Source organism: Ginsengibacter sp., from assembly GCF_057362405.1.
Genome location: NZ_JBMQQG010000067.1, coordinates 41,042 through 65,091 on the forward strand (window position 1 = coordinate 41,042; position 24,050 = coordinate 65,091).

Below are 24,050 nucleotides of genomic sequence, written 5' to 3' on the forward strand. Positions count from 1 at the left end.
CGTTCATAAAATTAGAAGCTGCTTAATTCCCCTTTAGGGGATTTAAGGGTATCTTCGCGCCACTGCAAACCGGGCTATCGCTGTTATCGAAAGATAGCGGAGGAAAGTCCGGACAGCAAAGAGCAACACACCGGTTAATGGCCGGACCCGATCCTGATCGGGAAGAAAGTGCCACAGAAAATTACCGTCCGCCTTTGGTGGATAAGGGTGAAAACGTGAGGTAAGAGCTCACGGGAACTGTTGGTAACAATAGTTTTGGGTAAACCTTGTGTGCTGCAATGCCACGTATATCCCGATTTGCCTTGATGCAAAGTAAGCGGCTCGTTTATATTTCTGCAATTGCAGAATATCGGGAAGGGTAGGCAGCAAGATTGTTGCAGTAATGTAACAGCCAGATAAATGATAGCCATCCGTTCTTTGCTTGTCGAAGGACGGAAACAGAATCCGGCTTACAGGTTTGCAGTAAATGAATTGAAGGGGAGAAGCAGTTGGCTTCTCCCTTTTTATTAAGATTACACATTGGGTGACTCGAAAACACTCACCTGTGGCACGTCAAAAACACATCATCATTAATTTTTAGTTTGATTATTGACTACAAACGAGCATATTTAGGATATTATGATCAAACTGGCATCCTATTAAAGTTCCCATCCGTTTAGTTTCATTAATGGCGGAACAAAAATTAATTTTATATCTAACTAAAACTTTATTAATAAATAAAACGTAGTTTAATCATAAATTTTTCTTTAACGCTTAATAGTACCTGATGAAAATATGTATACATTGGGTTTTTGTTTTTTCATTATTCTTTGTGTCTCAGCAAATGCTTGCCCAGAAGCTGGCAGTGGTGCCTTATGTATCAGGCACTATTGCTCCCATAGATATTCAAAATTGCGGCGACGACAGATTATTTGTAGTGGAAAGAGGTGGGCGAATTAGAATCATAAATACTGATGGTACTCTACGGACCACACCATTTCTTGACATTACTTCCAAAATATCTTCAGCAACCGAAGGTGAAGAGGGCTTGCTGGGACTGGCTTTTAGTCCTAATTATAAAACGGACGGTAAATTTTATGTCGATTACACAGGTCGTCTTTCAGGTCAATTAACCACTTTCGTTGAAGAATATAAAGTAAGTGCAGCCGATTCGAATATAGCTGATCCATTGTCTGCACTAACACTGCTTACGCAATTGCAACCTTTTACCAATCACAATGGCGGTAATGTAATGTTTGGCAAAGACGGTTATTTGTACATTAACCTTGGAGATGGCGGGAGCGGCGGAGATCCTTATAAGAACGGACAAAACAAAAAAACATTTCTTGCGAAAATATTGCGGATTGATATTAATAATTCTTCGTCTACCCAACCTTATGTTATTCCTCCTTCCAATCCATTTTATAATGACACAACAAACGGTATTAAAAAAGAAATTTGGGCTTATGGCGTTCGTAATCCGTTTAGAAGTAGTGTTGACAGGCTTACGGGAGATCTTTTAATTGCCGATGTAGGCCAGGGTAAAGTTGAAGAAATTGACTTTCAAAAAGCCAATGATCCTGGCGGAAGAAATTATGGATGGAACATTGTTGAAGGCGATTCGTGCTATAACCCTGCAACAGGATGTAATAAAACCGGTATTACAATGCCCATCTATGAATACTTTCATAACGGAGGCGGAGCAGCAATAATAGGGGGATATGTTTGCCGCAGTGCACAGTCAAAATCTTTATGGGGGCAATATATATTTACTGATGAGGTTCTGAAATTTGTAGATGGATTCTATTTGCAAAATGGTGTTGTCTCTGGCAATGTCAATCACTTCATTACGGCAGCCAAAGCAACTGGTAATCCCGTTTCAATTGGTCAGGATAAATATGGCGATCAGTACATTATTTTTTACGGCAACGGAACAGTTTATAAACTCCAGGACACGAGTTATCTTAAAAGACCAAAAGCATATTTTACCCCTGAAACACTTGGCAGTAACTCATTTTTATTGGAGGGCCTGCAAGGGAAGAGTTTAACATATCAATGGCTGAAAGATAGTGTCGTTATTCCGGGGGCAACGTCGCCCGATTATACAACATCAGATATTGGCAGTTATACTTTGGAAGTAACCAATAGCCTTGGCTTTAAGGATACTTCAGATGCTTTCCTGTTAGGCTCATCGCTTAACCTTACATTGTTTACAGCACAAAAGATATCCGGAGGCTTAGTAGCATTAAACTGGCAAACCGCTTCGGAGTTGAATATTGCGGGCTATACTATTCAAAGAAGGAAGAATAATGAAACAGATTTTTCCGATATCGGTTTTGCAGAAAGTAAATCAATAGATGGTTTTTCCAACAGAACTACTGATTACGTTTTTATTGATTCTTCAGCTTTAAACTATACAAAAATATTTTATCGTTTGGAAATTGTACATGCTGACGGATCATTTACTTATTCAAATATTGTATTCGTAAGTGCAGACGAAACTAAGAATGGTTTCATTATTTTTCCCAATCCTGCCAAAGGCCAGGTGCAAATTTATTTGAATGAGTTTACGCAACCTGTAGCAATGGTTTTATATGATAATGCAGGTAATAGAATAATGCAACAGACGATCAATCAGCAAAGCGAAATAATAAAACTTCCTGCTTCCAAAGGTGTTTACATCATCCAATTGAGTAACACAGACGGAAGCAATAAAGTAAGGAAAAAATTAGTAGTACAGTAGAAGAATTTCTTTAGCTGCGGTTTTCCTCCGTTAGTACATATCAATTTGCAATCCATTTTTTTTAATACAGATTGTATTAGTTTATAATTTGATGGCAAAGTATTTGTTGCTCTTTTATAGCCGGGTAAAACCTAAATTTTTAGCTATGAAATTATTCCTACAAACCTCTCTCGCGACCATTTTCTCTTTTTCAATTTCACTCCACACAGAAGCTCAAAAACTTGCGGTTATTCCATATGTTTCCGGAATAACTTCGCCGATAGATATAAAAAATTGCGGAGATGACAGGTTATTTATTGCTGACAGAACCGGCCTTATACGGGTTATAGATGCTGACGGCTCTCTGCGATCCACTCCCTTCCTGGATATTACTTCCAAAATTTCTTCAACTACAAGTGAAGAAGGTTTATTAGGAATTGTGTTTAGCCCTAATTATAAAAGCGATGGTAAATTTTATGTTGATTATACTACCAACATCGAATCTCAATTGACAACGGTTGTTGAAGAATACACAGTAAGTAGCGCAGATTCAAATGTTGCAGATGTTTCTTCCGCATTACCGATACTTACTCAATCTCAGCCAACTTCAATCCATAAAGGCGGCAATTTGATGTTTGGTAAAGATGGTTATCTGTATATTAATTTTGGTGATGGGGGGAGCGAAGGCGATCCCAACGGGAACGCACAAAATAAGGCTACTTTTCTAGGAAAGATATTAAGAATTGACGTTAGCAATTCTACAATTGGGCAACCTTATGTTATTCCTTCTTCTAACCCTTTTTATAGTGATGCAACACCTGGAATTAAAAAGGAAATATGGATTTATGGAGTCCGCAACCCATGGCGAAGCAGTGTCGACAGGTTGACAGGAGATATTTTTATTGCAGATGTGGGACAGGATAAAATTGAAGAGGTCAATTTCCAAAAAGTAAATGATGCGGGAGGAGAAAACTACGGGTGGAATATTGTAGAGGGAGATTCATGTTATAATCCATCATCAGGATGCGATAAAACGGGGATTACAGTACCCATCTATGAATACTTTCATAATGGTTCGTCGGCAGCCGTAACAGGTGGGTATGTTTATCGCAGCGCTAGCTCAAAATCACTGTGGGGCCAATATATTTTCGGTGATTACATACTGCAATTTATAGATGCGTTTTCACTCGATAACGGTACAGTTTCCGGCAATGTACACGAATTGATTTCCCCGGCAGAAGCTACAGGTAATCCAATATCATTTGGCGAAGATCGAGATGGAGATCAATATGTTGTTTTTTACGGGGACGGCACGATTTATAAACTGGAAGATACCAGCTATCTTCGCCGGCCCAAGGCATATTTTACACCAATAAACCAAGGCGGCAACTCTTATTTATTTCAAGGTTTGCAGGGAAAAAATATCACCTATCAATGGTTGAATAACAATGTGGTTATACCCGACGCTACATCATTCGACTACATCACCTCTGCTGATGGAAACTATAGTCTTGTAACTACTAACGATTTAGGCTTTAGTGATACCTCCAATACTTTTGCACTGGGCTCTTTGCCTTTAAACTTAATTTCATTTACGGCTCAAAAAACACCTTCCGGCAAAACATTGCTTCAATGGAAAACTGCTTCAGAACAAAATATAGCGGGCTATACTGTTTTAAGAAGACAAAATAATCAACCTGATTTTTCAAACATTGGGTTTGTTAACAGCAAATCAATTAATGGTTCTTCAGGTTCTGAACTGGATTATGGATTTACTGATTCTTTTCCATTGAACAATGCAAAATTATTCTACAGATTACAGATAGAAAATGTTGATGGCTCATATACTTTTTCTCCCATACGTACGATAACGCCGGCAATCAGCAGAATAAGTTATTCCATTTATCCCAACCCTGCAAAGGCACAAGCGATAGTTTATGTTCCTGATCTTAACCGGGCAGTGCTAATGAACATATATAACAGCGCAGGCCAAAAAGTGAAAGAGCAACTACTGAACCAGGAAACAACAACTATAAATCTTGCAGGTCTTAAAGGTGTGTATATAGTACAGTTGAGTAATACAGACGGAAGTAGTCTGGTAAGAAAAAAATTGGTGGTACAGTAAAAAAATCGCGTAGCAATTGGCCATGCAAACGTAGCAACCATTATATTTTATAATGCATCTTTAGATGTAATTACAATAAGGACAGATGGGATCTGTATGGATATTTCTTCTTATATGATTTAACCAATATTCCCTTTAAGAACTTTCATTTGCCATATAGCTGCATTACTATATCTTTGCCGCCTAAAAAAAGTTCTTTTAGAAATGCTAAGCAGAAGAATTATTAGGGTAAAAGTGATGCAGGCGCTATATAGCATTGAATCGATGAATAATGAAACCCGCCCCGGCGAAGCTCTGCAGATATTAAAACAAAATATCGACCAGGCGCGGCATTTATTTACGTACCTCGTATATTTTATAATTGAAGTGGCCAGGTTTGCTGAGAAGGATGCCGTTCAAAAAGCCCAAAAACATTTACCCTCTTTAAAGGACCTGAATATAAATACAAGAATCGCAGGCAACGAAATAGTTTGGGCCATTCTTGATAACAATTCATTTCAAAAATCATTGGAGCATTTCAAAATAAAATATTTAATAGATGAGGAATTGGTGAGAAAATTATATCATACATTAATTTCTTCCGCTGAATATAAAGAATATACAGAGCTTACATCCAGGGAGAAAAAATCTGAGAAAAAAATACTCGAATTTATTTTCGGCACGCTGATGCTTCCCGAAGAAAACTTTATAAGTGATGTGGAAGAAAAATTTATTCATTGGGATGACGACGCGGACATGATGATCGTGCTTATGAATGGATTATTGCAAAAGCCGTCGACATTTGATTTTGGAGAAATGGTAAGCAAAGAAAAGATGGAGTTTGCAGTAGAATTGATGGAATGTGTAATCGATAAGAAAGATTTCTGCCTGGAAATGATTAAGCCGAAATTAAAAAACTGGGATGCTGAAAGAATTGCAGCGCTTGATATGATTCTAATGCAAATGGGCGTATGTGAATTTTTATATTTTGAAACGATTCCTCCGAAAGTTACTATTAACGAATACATTGACCTGGCTAAAGAATACAGTACAGAACAAAGCGGGCATTTCGTAAATGGAATACTGGATAACATTCATAAGGAACTAATTACGCAGAATAAAATAAATAAGAAGAATTTTAAAAACAGTACTTTATAATACCTTTGCAAAAAAATAAAAGTAAATGAATAAACTGTTCGCCTGCCTTAGTATAGCATTTATCTTTTTTTCATGCGATATCAGGCATTCAGGAAACAAAGCAGATGCGCTTCTAGCGAAAGGTGGTACTGTATATGCCGATTCAACAACTGTTCAACTCATTGATTCCGCTTATAATTTCGGAAGCGTTACTGATGGTGATAAAGTGGAATATAGTTATCGTTTTCGCAATACCGGGAAAAATCCTTTGATAATTTCATCTGCAATTGCAAGCTGCGGCTGCACGGTTCCCGAAAAACCCGAAGAGCCTATTAAGCCTGGAGAAACCGGATTTTTAAAGGTGGTATTCAATAGCAAGGGACGCGTAGGCGACGTACATAAAACAATTACCGTTAGTTCAAATGCGTACCCGAAGTTTCCCGAACTAGAATTAACGGGACAGGTAGTTTCTGCGGATAAATAATTTCTAATTAAAAACACACAAACAAAACAATTAATATGAATGTAGCAACGGTTTTTTTAATGTTAGGACAAGGTGGTTCAGGTGGTGCTGGTGGTTTCCAGTTTGTATTCTTAGGCCTTATGATTCTTGTATTCTGGATGTTTATGATAAGGCCACAGGCAAAGAAAGCAAAACAACAAAAGCAGTTTCTTGCCAACCTGCAGAAAGGTGATAAAATAGTAACAATTGCCGGTATCCATGGTACCGTAAACAAGATAAATGATGATGGAACGATGATGCTGGAAATTAATCCCGGCAGTTATATCAAAATTGAAAAAAGTTCTATAAGTATGGAGTGGACGGCTAATATCAATAAGCCTGTAGCGCCCATAAAATAGTGTTCGAAGTATAATGTGTGATGTGCGGTGTTATATTCGCCAACATCGTACATCACACATCAAATATCGTACATACCTTAGGCACTAACTACCCATAGCGTTATAGTAGTCTATTGCTTTCAGAAAGTCAGATGCTTTTTTCACTTTCAGTTTATTCTCTTTCACAAAAGCTTCCACCTGTTTTTTCTTATCAGAAGTTAAATCTTCAAGGGTTGAAGAATTAAATTTTATTGGAGTAGCAACTTTGTTTATCAAAGCATACTGGGTGGTATGTAATGTATATTTTCTCGTGTTGTTTACAATACCATTTGAGTAATTTTCTCCTTCCGGCTTTTTTTCGTACTCCTGGAATATTGTTATTTTGCCCGTGTCCAGAAGTTCTACGAAATGATCAGATTGCGGATCAATATTATTTCTAAAAATCATTACAGAATTGGGATTGTCGGAATTGCCATTATCATAAATTCTTACTTCCCGAACGTTATCATCAAATTCGTAAATAGAATCATTCACTGCGTAAAGAAATAAATGTCTTTGCGCATCCAGGTTCATTTTTTCGATAGGATATTTTTCGCCGTCTTTTAAAGTTACTTCACCTTTTTTCCAATTGTCAAACACCATTGGATTCCCTTCAACATCGTTATCGGCTTTTGCCGTAAACTGCTGGCCTTGAAAAGGAGCTTGTAAAATGTTAGGAGATAAGTTGGTTTGACAAAAGGCAAACGAGACCAGGCTGAACGAAAAAATGGTAAGGATTAATTTAAGCATGATTTTTTTTAATTATAAAATGAAGAATTTTGTGCGTTATTGCAAAAATATTTAGGGCAGGTAATTTAAGTCCAAAATAAAATGGGAATAATCTTAATTAGCGGAATTTATTTCATTATAGTAGCCAACTGCTTTCAAAAAATCAGGCTCATTTTTTACCTTAAGGTGGTTCGTTTTTACGAAAGCAATAACCTCATCTTTTTTATCGGCAGTTAAGTCCGCGAGAGCGGATGAGCCTAATTTAATGGGCACTGAATGGCCATCGATTATAGAAAAATAATTAGGATGTAGTACGTATTTTCTTGTGTTTTTGACAATGCCATTGGAATAATTCTCGCCTTCAGGTTTTTTAGTGTATTCACAAAAGATAGTTAATTTCCCTTTGGTAAGAACCTGGACGAAATTTGCGGCATCGGGATTTATATCGGTTCTAAAAATCATATCTGAAGTTGGGTCAGTACTATGATTTTCGCCATAAATTCTTACAACTCTTATATTATTTGAAAATTCATAAAGAGAATCATTTACGACATAAACAAACTGGCCCCGCGATGCATCAAGGTTAATTTTTTCTATCGGATATTTTTCCCCGTTTTTTAATGTAACTTCTCCCTTTTTCCAGTCTTCAAACAAGAATGGATTTCCCTCAACATCGGTTGTATTATCGCTAATCTTAAAATTTTGCCCTTTGAAAGGATCAGCCAAAATATTTGCCATGCCGGCAGGATTCAAATGCTCAGACAAGATCCCGTTTGTTGCTCCTGAAGGCCTCGTTATTGCAGCGCCGTTCTGAGAAAATGCAGGAGAAATAATCGTTGCTAATAGTACTGAGGCGAGTGTTTTAAGCATGAAATTTTCTTTTGAGTAGTAAAGATAACGAATAATGGTTTTTATAGAGCAATTCCGACACTGGAATAAATTGTTATTTTTATGATATATAAAATGATAAAAATTGGATTAACCGGTGGAATCGGAAGCGGTAAAAGTACCGTTGCTCAAATTTTTGAAGTAATTGGTATTCCTGTGTATTTTGCTGATGCAGCTTCCAAAAGACTAATGAATGAAGACGGTGAATTAAAGAAGAAAATCAAAAGCGCTTTTGGGGAAGAAAGTTATACAAATGGTGTGCTTAATCGCAAATACCTATCGGATATTGTTTTTAAGGATCCTGAGAAAACAAAACTGCTAAATTCCCTGGTGCATCCTGCTACTATTATTGATGCGGCGAAATGGATGCAAATGCAAACAAGTTCGTATGTAATTAAAGAAGCCGCATTAATTTTTGAAAGCGGTTCTAATAAAGATCTTGACTACGTTATCGGTGTAAAATCCCCGGCGGAACTTAGAATAAAAAGAGCTATGGTTCGTGATAATATTTCGGCAGCTCAGGTGCATGCACGCATAGACAGGCAAATGGATGAAGACGAAAAGATGCGTTTATGCGACTACGTAATATTAAATGACGAACATCAAATGCTTATACCGCAGGTACTAGCTTTACACGAAACTTTCCTGAAACTTGCGAAAAAAAAATAACCCGTGTTGCTTTCAAACACGGGTTAGAAAATTTATTGAATAGAACTAAGCTATTTGCTCAAGTCCCTTCTTAATTCTTTTTAATCCTTCTTCTATATTCTTCATGTTATTTGCAAAAGAAATTCTTATGCAGGAAGGTTCACCAAACGCATCACCACTAACGGTTGATACATGCGCAGTGTTTAAAAGATACATACAAAGATCGCTGGCATTATTGATCACCTCGCTACCCGCCTTCTTGCCATAATAACTTTTCACTTCAGGGAAAATATAAAAGGCTCCATCGGGCTCCGTATATTTTATGCCAGGTATGTCTTTTAATAGCTCCATTACACGTTGCTTACGCAATTTGAATTCCTTTACCATTTCGTAAGTTGACGCTAAAGGAGAATCCAATGCGGTGATAGCAGCCCGCTGGGCAATGGAGTTGGTGCCACTTGTGAATTGTCCTTGTATCTTTTCGCAGGCTTTTGCTATTTCAGCAGGAGCAGCAATATATCCTAATCTCCATCCCGTCATTGCAAAACCTTTGCTCAATCCATTTACGATTATGATGCGGTTTTTCAAATCATCAAACTGTGCGATGCTTTGGTGTCCACCACCGCCATCATAAGCATAATCAATGTATTCATAAATCTCGTCACTTATGATAGATATTGACGGGTATTTTCTAAAAACATTGGCAAGCGCCTCCAATTCATCTTTCGTATATACGGCACCGGTAGGGTTACATGGCGACGAGAAAATAAATAATTTTGTTTTAGGTGTTATCGAGGCTTCCAATTGTTCGGCTGTTAGCTTAAAGCCCGTATCCATGGACGTATGTATAAATACAACTTTCCCCCGTCCAAATCTTGCAATTTCCGAATAAGAAACCCAATAAGGAGTGGGTATAATAATTTCATCTTCATCGTCGAGGATGCTGAGCATAACGTTGGCAATACTTTGCTTAGCTCCGGTACTTACCACAATTTGTTGCGGTGTATAAGTAAGATTGTTATCACGAAGTAGTTTTCTGCAGATAGCTTCTCTAAGTTCAAGATACCCGGGAACAGGGGTATAATGACTCCAGTTTTCATCTATAGCTTTTTTAGCAGCCTCTTTAATGTGATCAGGTGTATTAAAATCGGGTTCTCCTACACTCAGGTCTACCACATCAATTCCTTGCGCTCTCAATTCCCGGCCGAGCTTAGCCATTTTCAGTGTTTCAGGTTCATTAAATCTTAATAAGTTCGAAGAAAGTTGCATGATTTATTTTTTAAAAAATTTTTGCAAAAATAAGAGTTTGCTATTTTGCAAAGCAAATCATTATTTATCATAAATTATTTTGAAAGAAGAAAGGTCGGGTTGCCTGATCCTTTTTCTTTTTAGTTCATGGTTGTAAATTATCTGTCCAAGATTTTTCATAAATGGAAAACCGATAGTATCATATTCATATTTATCATCATTCAAGATACCATTGGTATTGCAATTGATGGCTGCCGATAAAAAGAATTCTATATTTCGTTCAAAGTCTGCGATGTAGGCCACGTCAACGAGTTGCCCATATGCATCGCCCACTTTGTTGAAAATTCTCACCGTTTTTGGCAATGGCTCTTGGCGCGAACCATACAATAAAAATTTTACATAAGCATCAGGAACAGTATCGTAAGAAGGATAAACTGTTTCCGAGGGATATTGGGACATATATTGACGCACAAAGTCATAGTCGTCTTTTGTGAGGTTAAACTGTTGTTTTGCGGGGACACAGCACGGAAAAATAACATTTCTTAATATTTGATGGAGATCTTCGAGGCTTAATCTATTCTTTTTTGAAAAATTCATTGGTCCGGGAATAAGTTCACCATTGCTATAATAAGCCTGACCTAATGAGTCGTGCCTTTCTTCATACACATCAGTGTTATAAGTTAGAGGCTGGCTGTATAATATATTATTATTGCTATCCAGAAATTTTACCGGGTTGGTACGCCTGTTTTCATCTTCCGATAAAAAAATGTCGAGCCGGTGTAGAATTTGTGCATCTTCATATCCTTTATTGTGAAGTTGTTCATTAATGTAGTGTTGTTCTAAAAATTCATACAGACGATTAAATGCTTCATTATCACTAACCAGGAAAATTCTTTTTATATAGTTTTCTATAGTTGGTCTTCCATCAACTGTTTGGGGATCGTTGAACGTAGCGGTTTGCCCACTATAAGCAGCTTCCGTAACCATTGTGGTGTTTCTTGTAATTCCTGTATTCTTTAGTTCATTCAACCTTTGCAAAGCAAGCAACGCAACGGGAAGTTTAACTGTCGAAGCAGGATAAAAGTATTTTGAAGAGTCGACATTGAAACAGTAGTCTTTAAAGGAAGGTATGTTATCTTTATCGCGGTTGATTTCAGTATATATTATTTGCACATTCCATGCTTTTTTATTAGCTAAAGCACTGTCAAATAATTGAGGATATGCTTTCAAAAGATTCACCAAAAATGAATCGGTTTTGGAATTGTCTTTTGGTGGAATTGTTTTATTCACACTTGTGTCATTTATTTTTGTCGAAACAGAATCAATCACTTTTGTCGGACCAGGGCTCTGAATTTTTTTTGACGAACCACAGGCACACAGTAAAATCAGCATCATTATAGCTAGCAGTCGACCCTTTATTTCCATGTTAAATGAGTTCTTTCAAAAGTAAATAAATTCACATATTAAGAATGGTTCTTGTATTTTGAAAATCCTTCCGGCTTCATGTAAAATCATGGGATGTTTTAACTTCAAAACCCTATCTTTGCAAACTTCTAAAAATTAAGATATGAAACTGAAAGGATTGGTGTGGTTTTTTGCCATTACGCTTATTCTCATCTCTATTTACCAGCTTTCTTTTACCTGGGTTGTTAATAGTTACGAGGCAAAGGTTAAGCAGAAAGCTGAGAAAATTGTAAAAATGACCCATCCCGGTATTAGCGCCGATGAAAGAGATGACCTGGTTACGCACCAATTAACAAGAATGCTTGATAGTGCAAAAGACGCTAAAATTTACCCTGTATTTGGTACCTCCTATTTGAAATGCAAAGAGAATGAGTTAAACCTTGGCCTGGATCTGCAGGGTGGAATGAACGTTACCCTAAATGTAGATTTGGAAGGAGTTATTAAATCATTAAGTAACAATCCTAAAGACCCGCAGCTTTTAAATGCTTTGAATGGAGCAAATGCGCAAAAAGCTAAAAGCGATCTTGATTATATCTCTTTATTCGGGCAGGTTTTCAAACAACAGAATCCTTCTGCTAATCTTTCATCATTATTTGCAGGAGTTGGCAAAACGATTAAGATAGGTGATAATGATCAGCAGGTGCTGGATCAATTGGAGACTATTTCAAAAAATGCTATTAATCAAACTTATAAAATTTTATCAAATCGTGTTGATCAGTTTGGTGTTGCTCAAACCTCTACTAATCTTGAGGTAAACAAAGGAATTATCACAGTTGAACTTCCCGGTGTGCAGGACGCTACCAGGGTTAGAAAACTGCTGCAGGCTTCGGCGCATTTACAATTTTGGGAAGTATATAATATTGATGAATTAAAAAATAGTATCGAAAATGCAGATAAAGCATTGGCGCAGTATTTAAATGGTACAAAATCGGATACTACTAAAAACGCAAATGATACTACCGCAAACAAAACCGACACTTCAAAACTAAATGCTAACGATCATCCGCTGGCAGATGTTATTCATTTTATAGGGCCACAACAGGATAAAACCGGAAAGCCTCAGTATTCTCCACAAATTGCAACTATTGAAGAAAAGGATACAGCAAAGGTTAATGAATATCTTAACCTCGATGTTGTAAAAAATAATTTTCCTGCAAACCTTAAATTTTTATATGGCCTTGAAGAGAAAGACGAAAAAACGGGACGGAGATATTTTCAGTTGTATGCGATTAAAACTATACCCGGCTCTGATAAAGCAAAGCTCGAAGGAGAAGGTGTAGAAGATGCGTCTGCGGATTATGATGAGCACGGAAGACCAGCTATTAAAATGCAGATGACGCCAACGGGTACACGCACTTGGGCAAAGATGACGACCGACAATGTGAACAAGCCTATCGCCATTGTATTGGATGATGTAGTATATAGTGCACCAAATGTAATCAGTCCTATTGAGGGTGGCAACTCAGAGATCAGCGGAAATTTTAGTGTACAGGAAGCGCAGGATCTTGCTAACATTTTAAAAATTGGTAAGATAGATGCGCCTGCAAAAATCGTTTCCGAACAAATTGTTGGCCCAACTCTTGGAAAAGAAGCGGTGCAAGGTGGGGCAAAAGCATTCGCCATTTCTTTTTTAGTGATTTTTATTTTGATGTTGGTCTATTACAATACGGCAGGATGGGTAGCTAACATCGCTTTAATATTAAACTTATTATTTACCATCGGTGTGCTAAGTGCTTTGGGCGCTTCGCTTACTGCGGCAGGTATTGCAGGCCTTGTTCTTACTATTGGTATGGCGGTAGATACTAACGTAATTATTTTTGAAAGAATTAAAGAAGAACTTACGAGGGGTAAGAATTATCAACAAGCAGTTAATGATGGATACAGGCGTTCACTTGCTCCTGTAATTGACGCTCACGTCACTACATTTTTAACTGCAGCAATACTTTTTTATTTTGGTTTAGGGCCGGTAAAAGGATTTGCCACCACACAAATGCTTGGTATTTCTCTATCACTTTTCTGCGGTATATTATTATCAAGATTGGTGACAGATGTGTGGATGAATAAGAAGAGGCATTTCCAATATTTTACAGGTATTTCTAAAAAGATTTTTAAGCACGCAAGCTTTAAATTTATTGAATACAGGAAGTATGCATACATGCTTTCGGTTGTAGTTTTAATTCTTGGTGTTGGTTCGTTCTTTAACGGATTTAAACAAGGTGTTGAATTTAAAGGAGGCAGAAGTTATACGGTTGAATTTCCTCATGATGTTAAGAATAGTGATGTTACTAATAGCCTTCGTGATGCCTTTGAAGGGGACTATCCGGAAATAAAAACCGTTGGAGATAACAGGCATTTAAGTATTACCACTTCTTATAAAATAGGGGAAGAAAATGCAGACAGTGCCGTTCTTAGCCGATTATTCCTGGGGTTAAAATCAAAATTATCTCCGGGTCTTACTTACCAGCAATTTGTAAAGAATGATATACAAGGTTCGCAGGTTGTGCAGCCCGTAATTTCGAAAGAATTAAGAAATGGGGCAATTAAGGCTACCTTATTTGCATTGATTGCGATTATACTGTACATCTTTATTCGTTTCCGCGATTGGAGATATTCAATGGGCACAATCATTGCCTTGTTGCACGACGTATTTGTAGCGCTCGCCGTATTTTCATTTTTCAAGAATATCGTGCCTTTCCCGTTAGAAATTGACCAGCACTTTATTGCGGCGATACTTACGGTCATAGGTTTCTCGATGAATGATACTGTTATCGTATTCGACAGGATCAGGGAATATAGCCGCCACATGAAAGGCGCTGATAAACCTACGATTATCAACCGTGCCGTTAATGATACCTTAAGCCGAACTATTATGACATCGGCTACTGTATTTCTTACCTTGCTTATCCTGTTTATTTTTGGCGGAGAAGTTACAAGGGGATTTGCATTCGCAATGTTGATTGGTGTTATTACGGGTACCTACTCATCCATTTTTGTTGCTGCTCCTATACTGGTTGATTTTGCAAAAGACAGGCCATTAGGCGAAGCGGATCATGCAACTGAAAAACAAAAGAAAGTAGACGCTGCAAAATTGGCTAAAGCGAAATAATAATCTTTTATAAAAATAGTCAGAGCCTGTTAGCTAATTACTGACAGGCTTTTTTGTTGGGCTTAAGCCAGCAGGTATTTTGAAACGAATACATAATACAGTTACTTTGGTAAGAAAGGACTCATTTAATTAATTAAAATAACTACTCAGCAATGTTCGTAAACGCTATAGAAGAAGTAGCACAATTCACCAGGCCTATACACACAATCGCGAGAAATTATGGTGAGACTTTTGTTAACCCGGGTGCTGCTACTTTGTTTTTTGTAAATGAACATGGATGTGCTATTACTTGTAAACATATTGTTGATTTAATCGGAAACAGGCAGTCAATTAATGATAAGTATCAAAAATTTCTACAGGCAAAAAGCCAGGTGGGAAAGAATAATAAGTATAACCAAAGAATAAAGGCTTTGGAAGAAGAGTATAATTACAAGGAAGATACTATCATTCAACTGAAAGAAATTTTTGTTGGTGTTACCGGCGAACCAACTATTAATTATCGATGGATTAATCACCCGAAATACGATGTATCTATTTTGATTTTTGAAAATTTTAAAAACCCTTTATATCAATCTCATGCAAAATTTGCAAAAGATTCTTCTACGCTGAAACAAGGTAAATTCCTTTGCAGGCTTGGATTTCCTTTTCCGGAATTTACCAACTTTCAATATAATACTATAGCAGATGATATTGAGTGGACTACTACCGGCAAAGCTGAAACGCCGAGATTTCCTATTGAAGGAATGTTGACAAGACACATCATGCATGACAATGAAATTTCAGGAATTGAATTAAGCACTCCCGGTTTAAGACGACAAAGCGGTGGACCTTTGTTTGACCAGGATGGTATTGTCTGCGGAATGCAATCGGGCACCAATCACCTGCATTTGGGATTCGATATGAAAAATTTTGAACACAAAGCAAATGGACGTACTATAAAAGTCACCAATCAGCCTTTCCTTCATGTTGGGCATTGTGTGCATGTAGATATCATTAAGAAATTTCTAAAAGATAACAACATAGTCTTCTACGAGAAATAGTGAATTTATTTGTGATTTTTACAAATATGAATGAGGCATGGAAATTATTGACGTTATGGAGTCCTTACTCTACGTTGTTAAAATAACTTCTGTCATAAACACCCGGCGCCGCATGTGCACCTTCAACAAAATCAAAATTCACATACCGGATACCTTTCAATTCGGTTAGCGAATATGTTGCAGATGCCATAAACATTTCAGCGCCAGTGCTGCCGATTCTTTCCGTAAGCATTTCACTGTTGGGTATGTGAACATAAATAGTATCGTGCGATATTTTTACATATTCAATATCGATAGAGTCGTAATTATTGTTTATTAATTGAACCATGGTTTGCACTGACATGGTATCAATTCCCGGTTCAATTGGTTTTCGCATTCTTAAACCGTTACTATCGTCGGCATGCCATAATAAAGTTTCATTTTTAACATGAAGAAGTGAATCCGTGTCGAAAGAATCAGAATAATCATAAACAGTATCCGTTGTTACAACTTCAGGCGATTCACTTTTCTCGTTATTTCCGGAGTTACAACTGAAGATGGCTGTGATTGCAACGGCTAAGAAAATTTGCAATGCAGGTTTCATGCTGTTAAATATATAGCTATTTTTTTTAGAAAGGATAGCCTATTGCTAAATTTAAAACAAGATTCTGCCTTCTCCATTTCTTGTTTGCAAAATCAATTTGATTAATAACCCATCTCTGTCCGGGAGACAGCCACGGCTTTCTTAATGGAGTTGCCAGGTCTAATCTCAGCAGCAAGATCGTTAGGTTGAATCTTAAGCCTATGCCTGCACCAACTGCTAACTGATTTAAAAAATCTTTACTAAACCCGGCGCCAATCCGGCTGGTATCTTTATTGAACAACCAAATATTTCCTGCATCAACAAAAAATGCACCTTCCAAAATGTTATTAATTTTAAGACGAAGCTCCGAGTTCATTTCAAGTTTTATATCACCCGATTCATCAGGATAAAATGAAACACTGTCTGCATCGGGAGCCCTGTACGTACCAGGCCCTATTGAACGACTTCGAAAAGCTCTTATACTATTATTTCCTCCTATAAAAAATTGTTTTATAAAAGGCAGTTGAGTTGAATTTCCGTAAGGGTAACCGAAACCAAAAATAATGCGATTTGCTAATCGCGTTTTTGTGCTAAACGCATAATAGTATCGTCCTTCTAACTGGGTTTTTATATACTGAGAGATAGGTGCTCCAAAAATTCTTTTTTTGCCATCCGTTGCATCAGGTTTTATTAGAGCGCCCGAGAGATTGCCTGAAAGATCGGCCAGTCCATTAAAGTAAAATCCGCTTCCGTATGGATCATTCACTAACGGATCAAATGTGTATGAATAACTGGAGCCTACTATAAATTGCGTATCCACCGCGTGCTTTAATATGGGGTTAAGTTTAATGCTGTCACGATATTTTTGAGTAATATTTAAAGCACGGACATAATTGATGGCAAAAGGATCCAGGTCCTGCTCAACTTTAATATTTGGTTTCCAAGAGTATCCTAACAGGGCATTGAAGGAGCTCAGTGTATACAATTTGGATCGGTTCAGTAAGTCATAGCTTAGGTCAATTTTACTATTGGGTACAAATGCATTGGTTGTATTGAATTTAAAAAAGGGCACAACGAATTTTGGAATCACAAAAGTTACTCCTCCACCGATTCTATAAACATTGTATCCACTTTGGTATCCGCTGTACTGCACTTCACTTCCCACATCAGCATGCACATTCAGGTGTTCAGCTCCCCGGAAAATATTCCTGTTTTTGAATGTAAATGTTACTGACGAGCCAACATAATTATTAGATTTTGTATTCGCTGAAATTTCAGCTCTTAGTGACTTTTTAGGTAACGGTGTCAGGTAATAATAAGTATTCAGCCTGCCGGTATCTCCTTCACTATTTGGAGAATCTTCGAACCTGTTTTTTACAAATTTAAAAACGTCGAGATTGATGAGCCTGCTTAAAGTAAGATTGTGTGCTGTTCGGTTATACACATCTCCGGAGTCGAACATCATGATACGCGGAAATAGTTTTGGTTTGAATTTTTTCGCAGGATCTACAATATAATAGCCTTCATATAAAGATTCATTTAAATGGCTGGTATCGGATCTTTTCCCATTTAGGTGATAGTTTGGGTAGATATACACATCATCAATTATATAAGGCTTTTTGGCAATTGTGGGGGTTTTTTCTTTTACCTGTAAATACATATTTACTTTATGATTGCCAATACTGCTATCAGCATTCACAATTAAAAATTCCGGGCTGAAATAATAATAACCCTCCTCTTTTAAAACTGCGTCTATCCGGTCCCGTTCGTTTTTAATAATGCTGAGGTTAAACGGTTGTTCGGGAACTAAGATTGACTTCGCCCTTGTATCCTCAATGGCTTTCCCCAGGGCTGAACTGTCCTTCTGAAATTTTACATTCTTGATGGTATAAACAGGCCCTGGGGTAAGCGTGTAGGTGGCATGCGCCCTTTTTCTTTTAACAACTGTATCACCACTCGCTTCCGCATGGAAATAGCCAATATTTTCGAGATAGTTTTGCAACACTTTCGAATTATAATCAATATCTACGCTACTTAATAATACAGGTGGCTGGCCAATCTTCCGAAAGAACTTCCTGAGAAATCCTTTTGCTTTTTTCGGATCGCCAGCCAGGTTATAAAACATTAGTTTAAAAGGAACGCCCAGGAATTTACTGTTGGGAGCCGGCCGGGGAAGATGCTCCGTAAGATCAATGACTTTATTTTTTGCTTTTTTTGAAATAGTGCTGTCCTTTACTTTAACCGAAGCTCCGGTATATAACGCATCTCCTTTGGGAACAAATTTGGTCACATTACATGCGTTTAAAAACAAAACCGCAAATAGTATGGAAATTTTTCTTTGTCGCTTATTCATCATCTAATTTGCTTTTGAGGGAAGCGTCATTGTTTGTTCCTCTTCTTTTGTGCGGACTTCCTGTTTATTTTCTGCCTTATTTTGCCGTCTTATTTCTCTTTTCTTTCTGCGTTGTTCCCTTGTAGTAAAAAGTTCATTGAATTTATTGAAGTCCACTGAAATAATAAACCCGATCCCTGTTTCAATTACATATCCGTCAATAATATCAGTATAGTCATTTTTACGGTAGGCACGCAGCATATATTTACCATCCTTACTAAGTTTGTAATTAATAGAAATGTTACCGGCAAAATTCTGTTGCTTGTTAGTGACAGGCTGTGGCCCCTGGAGTTCAAAATCGCTGCCAACGGTTACGGTTAAACGATCGCTAAGCAGTCGTTTCGAAATGCCTACATTCAAGTCAGTTCGATTTTGCTGATTGCCGGTGGTGTAGTCCTGCGTTGTAGCTACGTCAAAATTTATATCAACGCCTTCAATTAAATTTTCGGTCAGTGCATTTAGCTGCTCTGTTAAGAGGCGGCTTACACTTTGCATAGCAAAGGTGCCGGCGTTCAGGCCGCCCCCGGCGCTGTTACTAAAAGGATCCTGGCCTACGAAACGATTCAATAACAAAAGCGCAAAAACCTGTTTATTCATTTCCCCCGGATCCTGTCGTACCTGGGCTAACTTATTCTGTACAGTTGAAACAATGCTATTGTCAACGTTATAATTTTTATCGGAAGGAAGAACTATATCGAATGTTATCTGTGGCTTCAATAGTTCTCCCGCCAAATTTAAATGAACTTCAAAGGGTAGCTTTTGTTTATACATTGATTGGTCTGCACTGGTACTTTCCGCCTGAACTAAATCCAGCGGGGCGGTGTTAGCAATATAAATAGCAGTAACGCTTATCTGTGCAGTGGTAGGTTCTCCCGTCCATACTATGCGGCTTCCTTTTTGAATGATGAAATTGCGTTTTAGAAAATTAAATGAAAGGTTATAAGAGCCTTCTTCAATTTCGTAGGAGCCTACCAGTGTTATTTTCCCGCTTGCGTCTATGCCTGCCGTTAGCTGCCCTGTACCTTTCAGTTTTAGAAAATCACCATTGGCAGCGTCAACAATCATGTTAAAAGTAGCTTCCTTGGTTACATTTATATTTACAGAAACATCATAACCAGCAAATGGAGCCACATTTAAAGAATCGTAAGGGACCATTAATAATGAATCTTCTGCCGTGGCGCTATAGTCAACAAAGCGTACGATTCCCTCCCGTTTAGCCACACCGGGATCCTCCTGCGGAAGAACCACCGTAAAATCAGTTTTATTATTTATAGTTAAATCGCCGTCAATAACCGGATGTGTTGGCGTTCCTTTGATGGTTAAATTAGTTGAGAAAACCATTTTGCCATAAAATAACTTGTTGTCTTTGTTCGTAGAATTAATGGCCTGGAAGTCCCTGGCCTTTATCGCAAGATCGAAATTGTAATTTAAAAAATCGGTAGTGTTGATGGCACCCTCAATTGCAAGCGCATTATTAGTGGTATCTCTTATAACAAAATTATTAAGCTCAATCCCTTTATTGTTGATAATGGCTATTGACGCCTGGTCAATTTTAAATACGTTATTGAATGCACTTACGTTGAAAGCAGTGTTATTAAAATTGATTTTTCCATCAATATTTGGACTCTGCAAACTCCCATTGAGTGCAATCTTTCCATAAATAAAGCCCCTTGCATCTTTGATACCTCCTTTTGTAAATCCTTCAACTGAATGCATTTGAAGCGCTGCAATATTTACCATAAAATCATAGCTGCTGTTTGTTGATTTTACAACATAATCTCCGTTTATGCTAACATCATTTCCGCGATTTTTAAGTGTTATATCGGCATGGTAGGTGTTGGCGATATTATCGTTTACTTTGGCTGTAAAGTCTCCAATGGTATCCTGGTAAATACTTAGATTTTCTACAGTAAGATCTGTTGTAAAAGTTGGCTGAGTTTGTAAATTTTTTACAATGGCATTTCCATTCAATAGTCCACTAACTAATAAGGAGTCATTTTCAACAAAACCTGTAAGAGTTGCCAAATTGAACTTTTTAAAATCAATTTGTAACGGACTATTACTTCCTGATGTGGTACTGTTTAGACTTAATTGCTGGTTGCCCCGGCTCAATATAAAGTTATGTGCCAGTGTACTGTTATTAACATACTGGATCGAATTTCCATCGTTTATGTTCCATTTATCATAGTTTAATAAAAGACTGCCCGGCTTTAAACTAAAGCTGTAATTACCGGACGGCTGAGCAGAAAGTAAACCTGCGAGTACATACTTGTCAACTGATTTTTGGTCTTTAATATTTAGTGTAAAATTGAGATTGTTGTTTTGTAGGGTTCCGTCTAACGCTGTAGCGTAGACGTTAAGTGTCGTACCATTTTTAATTTGTTTAAATGAGGCATTAAAAGCGAGGGCACCATTTTTTGTACTGGCATTAACGCTTAGATCGTTTACTATAGTTCCCGCATAAATTATATAAGGAGATTTTAAGTTAAGACTAAGGCCGCTGTCGCTTGCAAACGATCCATTAAATGAAACAGGCTTTAGTTGCGTTAATGAAGGAAGAAAAGTGTGTAATGCAGGATTATCGGTAACTCCGACGCTTATTGTAAAGTGGTAAGAATCAATTTTTGGCTTGACTTTCTTTGATTCCATCGAAAAATAAGGATCCATTGATTGCTGAAGCACATCTGCTAATTGTGTTAATTTATATTTTCCTTTGATTGATGCGGTAATAAAATCTGATTTTACTTCAAGCAGGTGATTGACGTTATTATTATCTGCAGTCATTTTTAAAGAATCTAATGTGATTCTTTTTCCATTATTCACCAGTATCGAATGAGTTATCAGTAGATTTCCAGCAAGATTATCCGGGTCAGTATTTGAAAAATTCCCGTCAATATCTCCGTGATATGTCATTGAATTTGATGACAGATGTAAGGGTAGCGTTTTTATGCTATCAATAGTTGCCTTTAATTGTATGCCTGGAAATTTACCTGAAAATTCGCCACTCGCTGAAATTTCGCTAACGACGTTTGGATCGTGAACAGATGCGTTTACTTTATAAATTTTATTTGCAATGTTTCCATCAACCTTAATATTAGTGTAGTTATAACTGTTAAGCGTAACCGCTGGAACAACTCCACTAAAAGTTGCATTTGCTATTTCAGGTTTTAAACCACTGCCATTCACTTTGAAAACACCTGTTAGTGGGCCGAGTTGAGGGTTTTGCAATAAAGTACCTAATTGTAAGTTGCCGGCGTGCAGTGCGAGATTGTACTGCGCCTTATTTTGATCGGTAATATTAACAAGCATTCCATTTATTGTTGCAGAGCCAAGACTTGAGTTCAAAGAAAGGTTAGTCGTTAAATTATCCATGCTGCCTTTTATTTTACCGGACGCATCCAGGCTTCCAGGTAAAGTGATATTAGCAGGCAAGGTTCCTTTCGGCAATAGAGAATGGATATCGCTGGCGGATGTTTTAAACGTTTTGATGGTCAAATCTGCGTATAATTTTTTAGCATCGGGGAGGCCTTTTAAGATGCCTGATGCATTAATGTCTGTAGAACCCAATCCTTTTACAATTAGTTTTTCGAAATTTAGATTGTTTACGGTACCTGTAATTCTTGTGTCGATATATAAGGCGGCGCCGGCGGACAGCGATGAAGTTTGTTGACTTAGTTGAGGAACAAAAGTGAGCAGGTCTTTCATACTCATTTTTGAGTTTTGCAAATCGAGATCAAGACCAAGCACGCCCGGATCTTTCTTTATGGCATCGAGCGAAGGATAAGTTATGGCGGCGGATTTTTTTATCGATGAGCCGGGTGTTTCAATATATAAATTTTGCATAGAAACACCAGAAGGATTCATCGTAAAGTCGGTTGTTAGATTGTTTAGGACAAATCCACTTTGTTCTTTGAGACTGGCAGATTTCAATGACACGATAGTCGTGTCAATATTATATTCAAGGTTATCAGCTTTTAACGAAAGATCCGTAAAATCCAGGTGCGAATAGTCCATTCCGTTAGTGATATGCGCAACTGAATTATCGTCATACTTCAGGCTGCTCTTGTTAATAGTTAGTTCGTCTGAAATAATTTTAAAAGGCGATGTTGATGCTGAACTTCCAGCAGTATTCTTTGTTGATGGATTTGTTGCCTGTGTCGATAACCGGATTCCAATATCAGAATTGTTCAACGTGGCATCCTTGAGTGTATAAATACTTTTTTTAAGATTAAAAGATTTTGGATGTATGGTTAGATCGCCGATAACAAACGATGCATTTATGTTTGACGGTATGCTTTTATAAACAACATCTATGTTAGAAAAATTCATTTCTTTATTGAAGAACTGCAAATAATTATCCTGTTGCACCGTTGCCGGTTCAACGATGGTTGCGGTTGTTTGTTGCAATGGTTGTAACTGATAGAAATGACCTTTAAGCCCTTTTAGTTTTATCGACGGAATGTCAAATACTAAATGAGAAGGATCAAATGTTGAGATTTTTGTATCGAAATGTCCAATCGCTAAATCCATATCATTGCCCGTGACATCATCTTTATAAATAATGTGTGTGCTATTTATAAGAATTCTGTCGATATTCAGTTTTAGGGAGGAAGTATCTTTTGTTTGCGATGGTGAAGAAGAATTGCCGGCAAAAGCATCAGTTATAAACTGAAAATTGAAAACCGAATCAGGTGCGAGACGCTTCACTTTTAAAACAACATTATTCAAAGAAATTTCCTGTACCTCAATAACATTTCTTAAAAGTTTTAGCATACTTAAATCTACGACCAGCTCGCCTCCATACAGCAAGGTGTCTTTTGACTGATCTTCGAAAAAAACATTTTGTAACGAAACTGCCGTAGGAAATTTCACAGAAAGCTTCCCTATTTCAACTTTCGTTTTCAATTTATTTTCGAGATAGCTCACTATTTTCTTGCGGGCAAAATTTTGAACCGGGGGAGTTTGAATCAGGATTAAAATCAATATGACCAGGAAAATTAAAGAGGCAATAATCCATGCCGCAACCCTGCCTGCCTTAGCCATAAATGACCTCTTCTTACCGGAAGCCTTCTCTTTTGATTCCATAAATAATTTTACCCTGAGAATTTACAATCAGACCATCAAAATTTAAACCAATACTAAATAGGATTTC

General features: G+C 37.4%; 15 protein-coding genes and 1 other RNA gene. 9 read left to right on the forward strand and 7 right to left on the reverse strand.

What is annotated here, in order from left to right:
• Window positions 1–61 precede the first annotated feature (61 nt).
• From rnpB to yajC, 6 genes are all read left to right on the forward strand, one after another.
• Window positions 62–468: RNase P RNA component class A (rnpB, locus tag ACO1O5_RS06075), an RNA gene on the forward strand.
• Between the two features lie 298 nt (window positions 469–766).
• Entirely contained in the window at window positions 767–2,722 is a 1,956-nt protein-coding gene (locus ACO1O5_RS06080) for a PQQ-dependent sugar dehydrogenase (protein WP_486268946.1), read from the forward strand.
• A gap of 145 nt (window positions 2,723–2,867) precedes the next feature.
• Complete coding sequence (locus ACO1O5_RS06085; protein ID WP_486268947.1) at window positions 2,868–4,826, forward strand: PQQ-dependent sugar dehydrogenase; 1,959 nt, start codon at window positions 2,868–2,870, stop codon at window positions 4,824–4,826.
• 204 nt (window positions 4,827–5,030) lie between these two features.
• Window positions 5,031–5,963: a transcription antitermination factor NusB gene (gene nusB, locus ACO1O5_RS06090; protein WP_486268948.1), complete on the forward strand. Its 933-nt coding sequence runs from the start codon at window positions 5,031–5,033 to the stop codon at window positions 5,961–5,963.
• A 25-nt stretch (window positions 5,964–5,988) separates the two neighbouring features.
• Window positions 5,989–6,426 carry a DUF1573 domain-containing protein gene (locus ACO1O5_RS06095; RefSeq protein WP_486268949.1) on the forward strand — a complete coding sequence of 146 codons (438 nt, stop codon included), beginning with the start codon at window positions 5,989–5,991 and terminating at the stop codon, window positions 6,424–6,426.
• Window positions 6,427–6,461: 35 nt separating this feature from the next.
• Window positions 6,462–6,803 carry a preprotein translocase subunit YajC gene (gene yajC, locus ACO1O5_RS06100; protein WP_486268950.1) on the forward strand — a complete coding sequence of 114 codons (342 nt, stop codon included), beginning with the start codon at window positions 6,462–6,464 and terminating at the stop codon, window positions 6,801–6,803.
• An 84-nt stretch (window positions 6,804–6,887) separates the two neighbouring features.
• Here yajC and ACO1O5_RS06105 read toward each other — a convergent pair whose 3' ends face one another.
• Both ACO1O5_RS06105 and ACO1O5_RS06110 read right to left on the reverse strand, forming a co-directional pair.
• Entirely contained in the window at window positions 6,888–7,571 is a 684-nt protein-coding gene (locus tag ACO1O5_RS06105; RefSeq protein WP_486268951.1) for a hypothetical protein, read from the reverse strand.
• A gap of 93 nt (window positions 7,572–7,664) precedes the next feature.
• A complete protein-coding gene (locus ACO1O5_RS06110) occupies window positions 7,665–8,420 on the reverse strand; it encodes a hypothetical protein (RefSeq protein WP_486268952.1) in 756 nt (251 codons plus the stop codon).
• An 81-nt stretch (window positions 8,421–8,501) separates the two neighbouring features.
• Here ACO1O5_RS06110 and coaE point away from each other — a divergent pair, with 81 nt between their 5' ends.
• Window positions 8,502–9,107 carry a dephospho-CoA kinase gene (coaE, locus tag ACO1O5_RS06115; RefSeq protein WP_486268953.1) on the forward strand — a complete coding sequence of 202 codons (606 nt, stop codon included), beginning with the start codon at window positions 8,502–8,504 and terminating at the stop codon, window positions 9,105–9,107.
• Between the two features lie 45 nt (window positions 9,108–9,152).
• Here coaE and ACO1O5_RS06120 read toward each other — a convergent pair whose 3' ends face one another.
• Entirely contained in the window at window positions 9,153–10,355 is a 1,203-nt protein-coding gene (locus ACO1O5_RS06120; RefSeq protein WP_486268954.1) for a pyridoxal phosphate-dependent aminotransferase, read from the reverse strand.
• 60 nt (window positions 10,356–10,415) lie between these two features.
• Window positions 10,416–11,759 carry a serine hydrolase gene (locus ACO1O5_RS06125; RefSeq protein ID WP_486268955.1) on the reverse strand — a complete coding sequence of 448 codons (1,344 nt, stop codon included), beginning with the start codon at window positions 11,757–11,759 and terminating at the stop codon, window positions 10,416–10,418.
• A gap of 142 nt (window positions 11,760–11,901) precedes the next feature.
• Here ACO1O5_RS06125 and secDF point away from each other — a divergent pair, with 142 nt between their 5' ends.
• Both secDF and ACO1O5_RS06135 read left to right on the forward strand, forming a co-directional pair.
• Window positions 11,902–14,904, forward strand: a complete 3,003-nt coding sequence (gene secDF / locus ACO1O5_RS06130) for a protein translocase subunit SecDF (protein WP_486268956.1) — start codon at window positions 11,902–11,904, stop codon at window positions 14,902–14,904.
• A gap of 152 nt (window positions 14,905–15,056) precedes the next feature.
• Complete coding sequence (locus ACO1O5_RS06135; protein ID WP_486268957.1) at window positions 15,057–15,944, forward strand: hypothetical protein; 888 nt, start codon at window positions 15,057–15,059, stop codon at window positions 15,942–15,944.
• A gap of 64 nt (window positions 15,945–16,008) precedes the next feature.
• On the opposite strand, the gene ACO1O5_RS06140 is transcribed toward ACO1O5_RS06135, so the two are convergent.
• From ACO1O5_RS06140 to ACO1O5_RS06150, 3 genes are read right to left on the reverse strand one after another with little or no spacing between them, the layout of a single operon-like run.
• Window positions 16,009–16,527, reverse strand: a complete 519-nt coding sequence (locus tag ACO1O5_RS06140) for a hypothetical protein (protein WP_486268958.1) — start codon at window positions 16,525–16,527, stop codon at window positions 16,009–16,011.
• Window positions 16,528–16,552: 25 nt separating this feature from the next.
• Window positions 16,553–18,862, reverse strand: coding sequence for a translocation and assembly module lipoprotein TamL (gene tamL, locus ACO1O5_RS06145; RefSeq protein WP_486268959.1), 2,310 nt, complete (start codon window positions 18,860–18,862; stop codon window positions 16,553–16,555).
• Window positions 18,863–23,983, reverse strand: coding sequence for a translocation/assembly module TamB domain-containing protein (locus ACO1O5_RS06150; RefSeq protein WP_486268960.1), 5,121 nt, complete (start codon window positions 23,981–23,983; stop codon window positions 18,863–18,865). It lies immediately after the preceding gene.
• Between the last annotated feature and the right edge of the window lie 67 nt (window positions 23,984–24,050).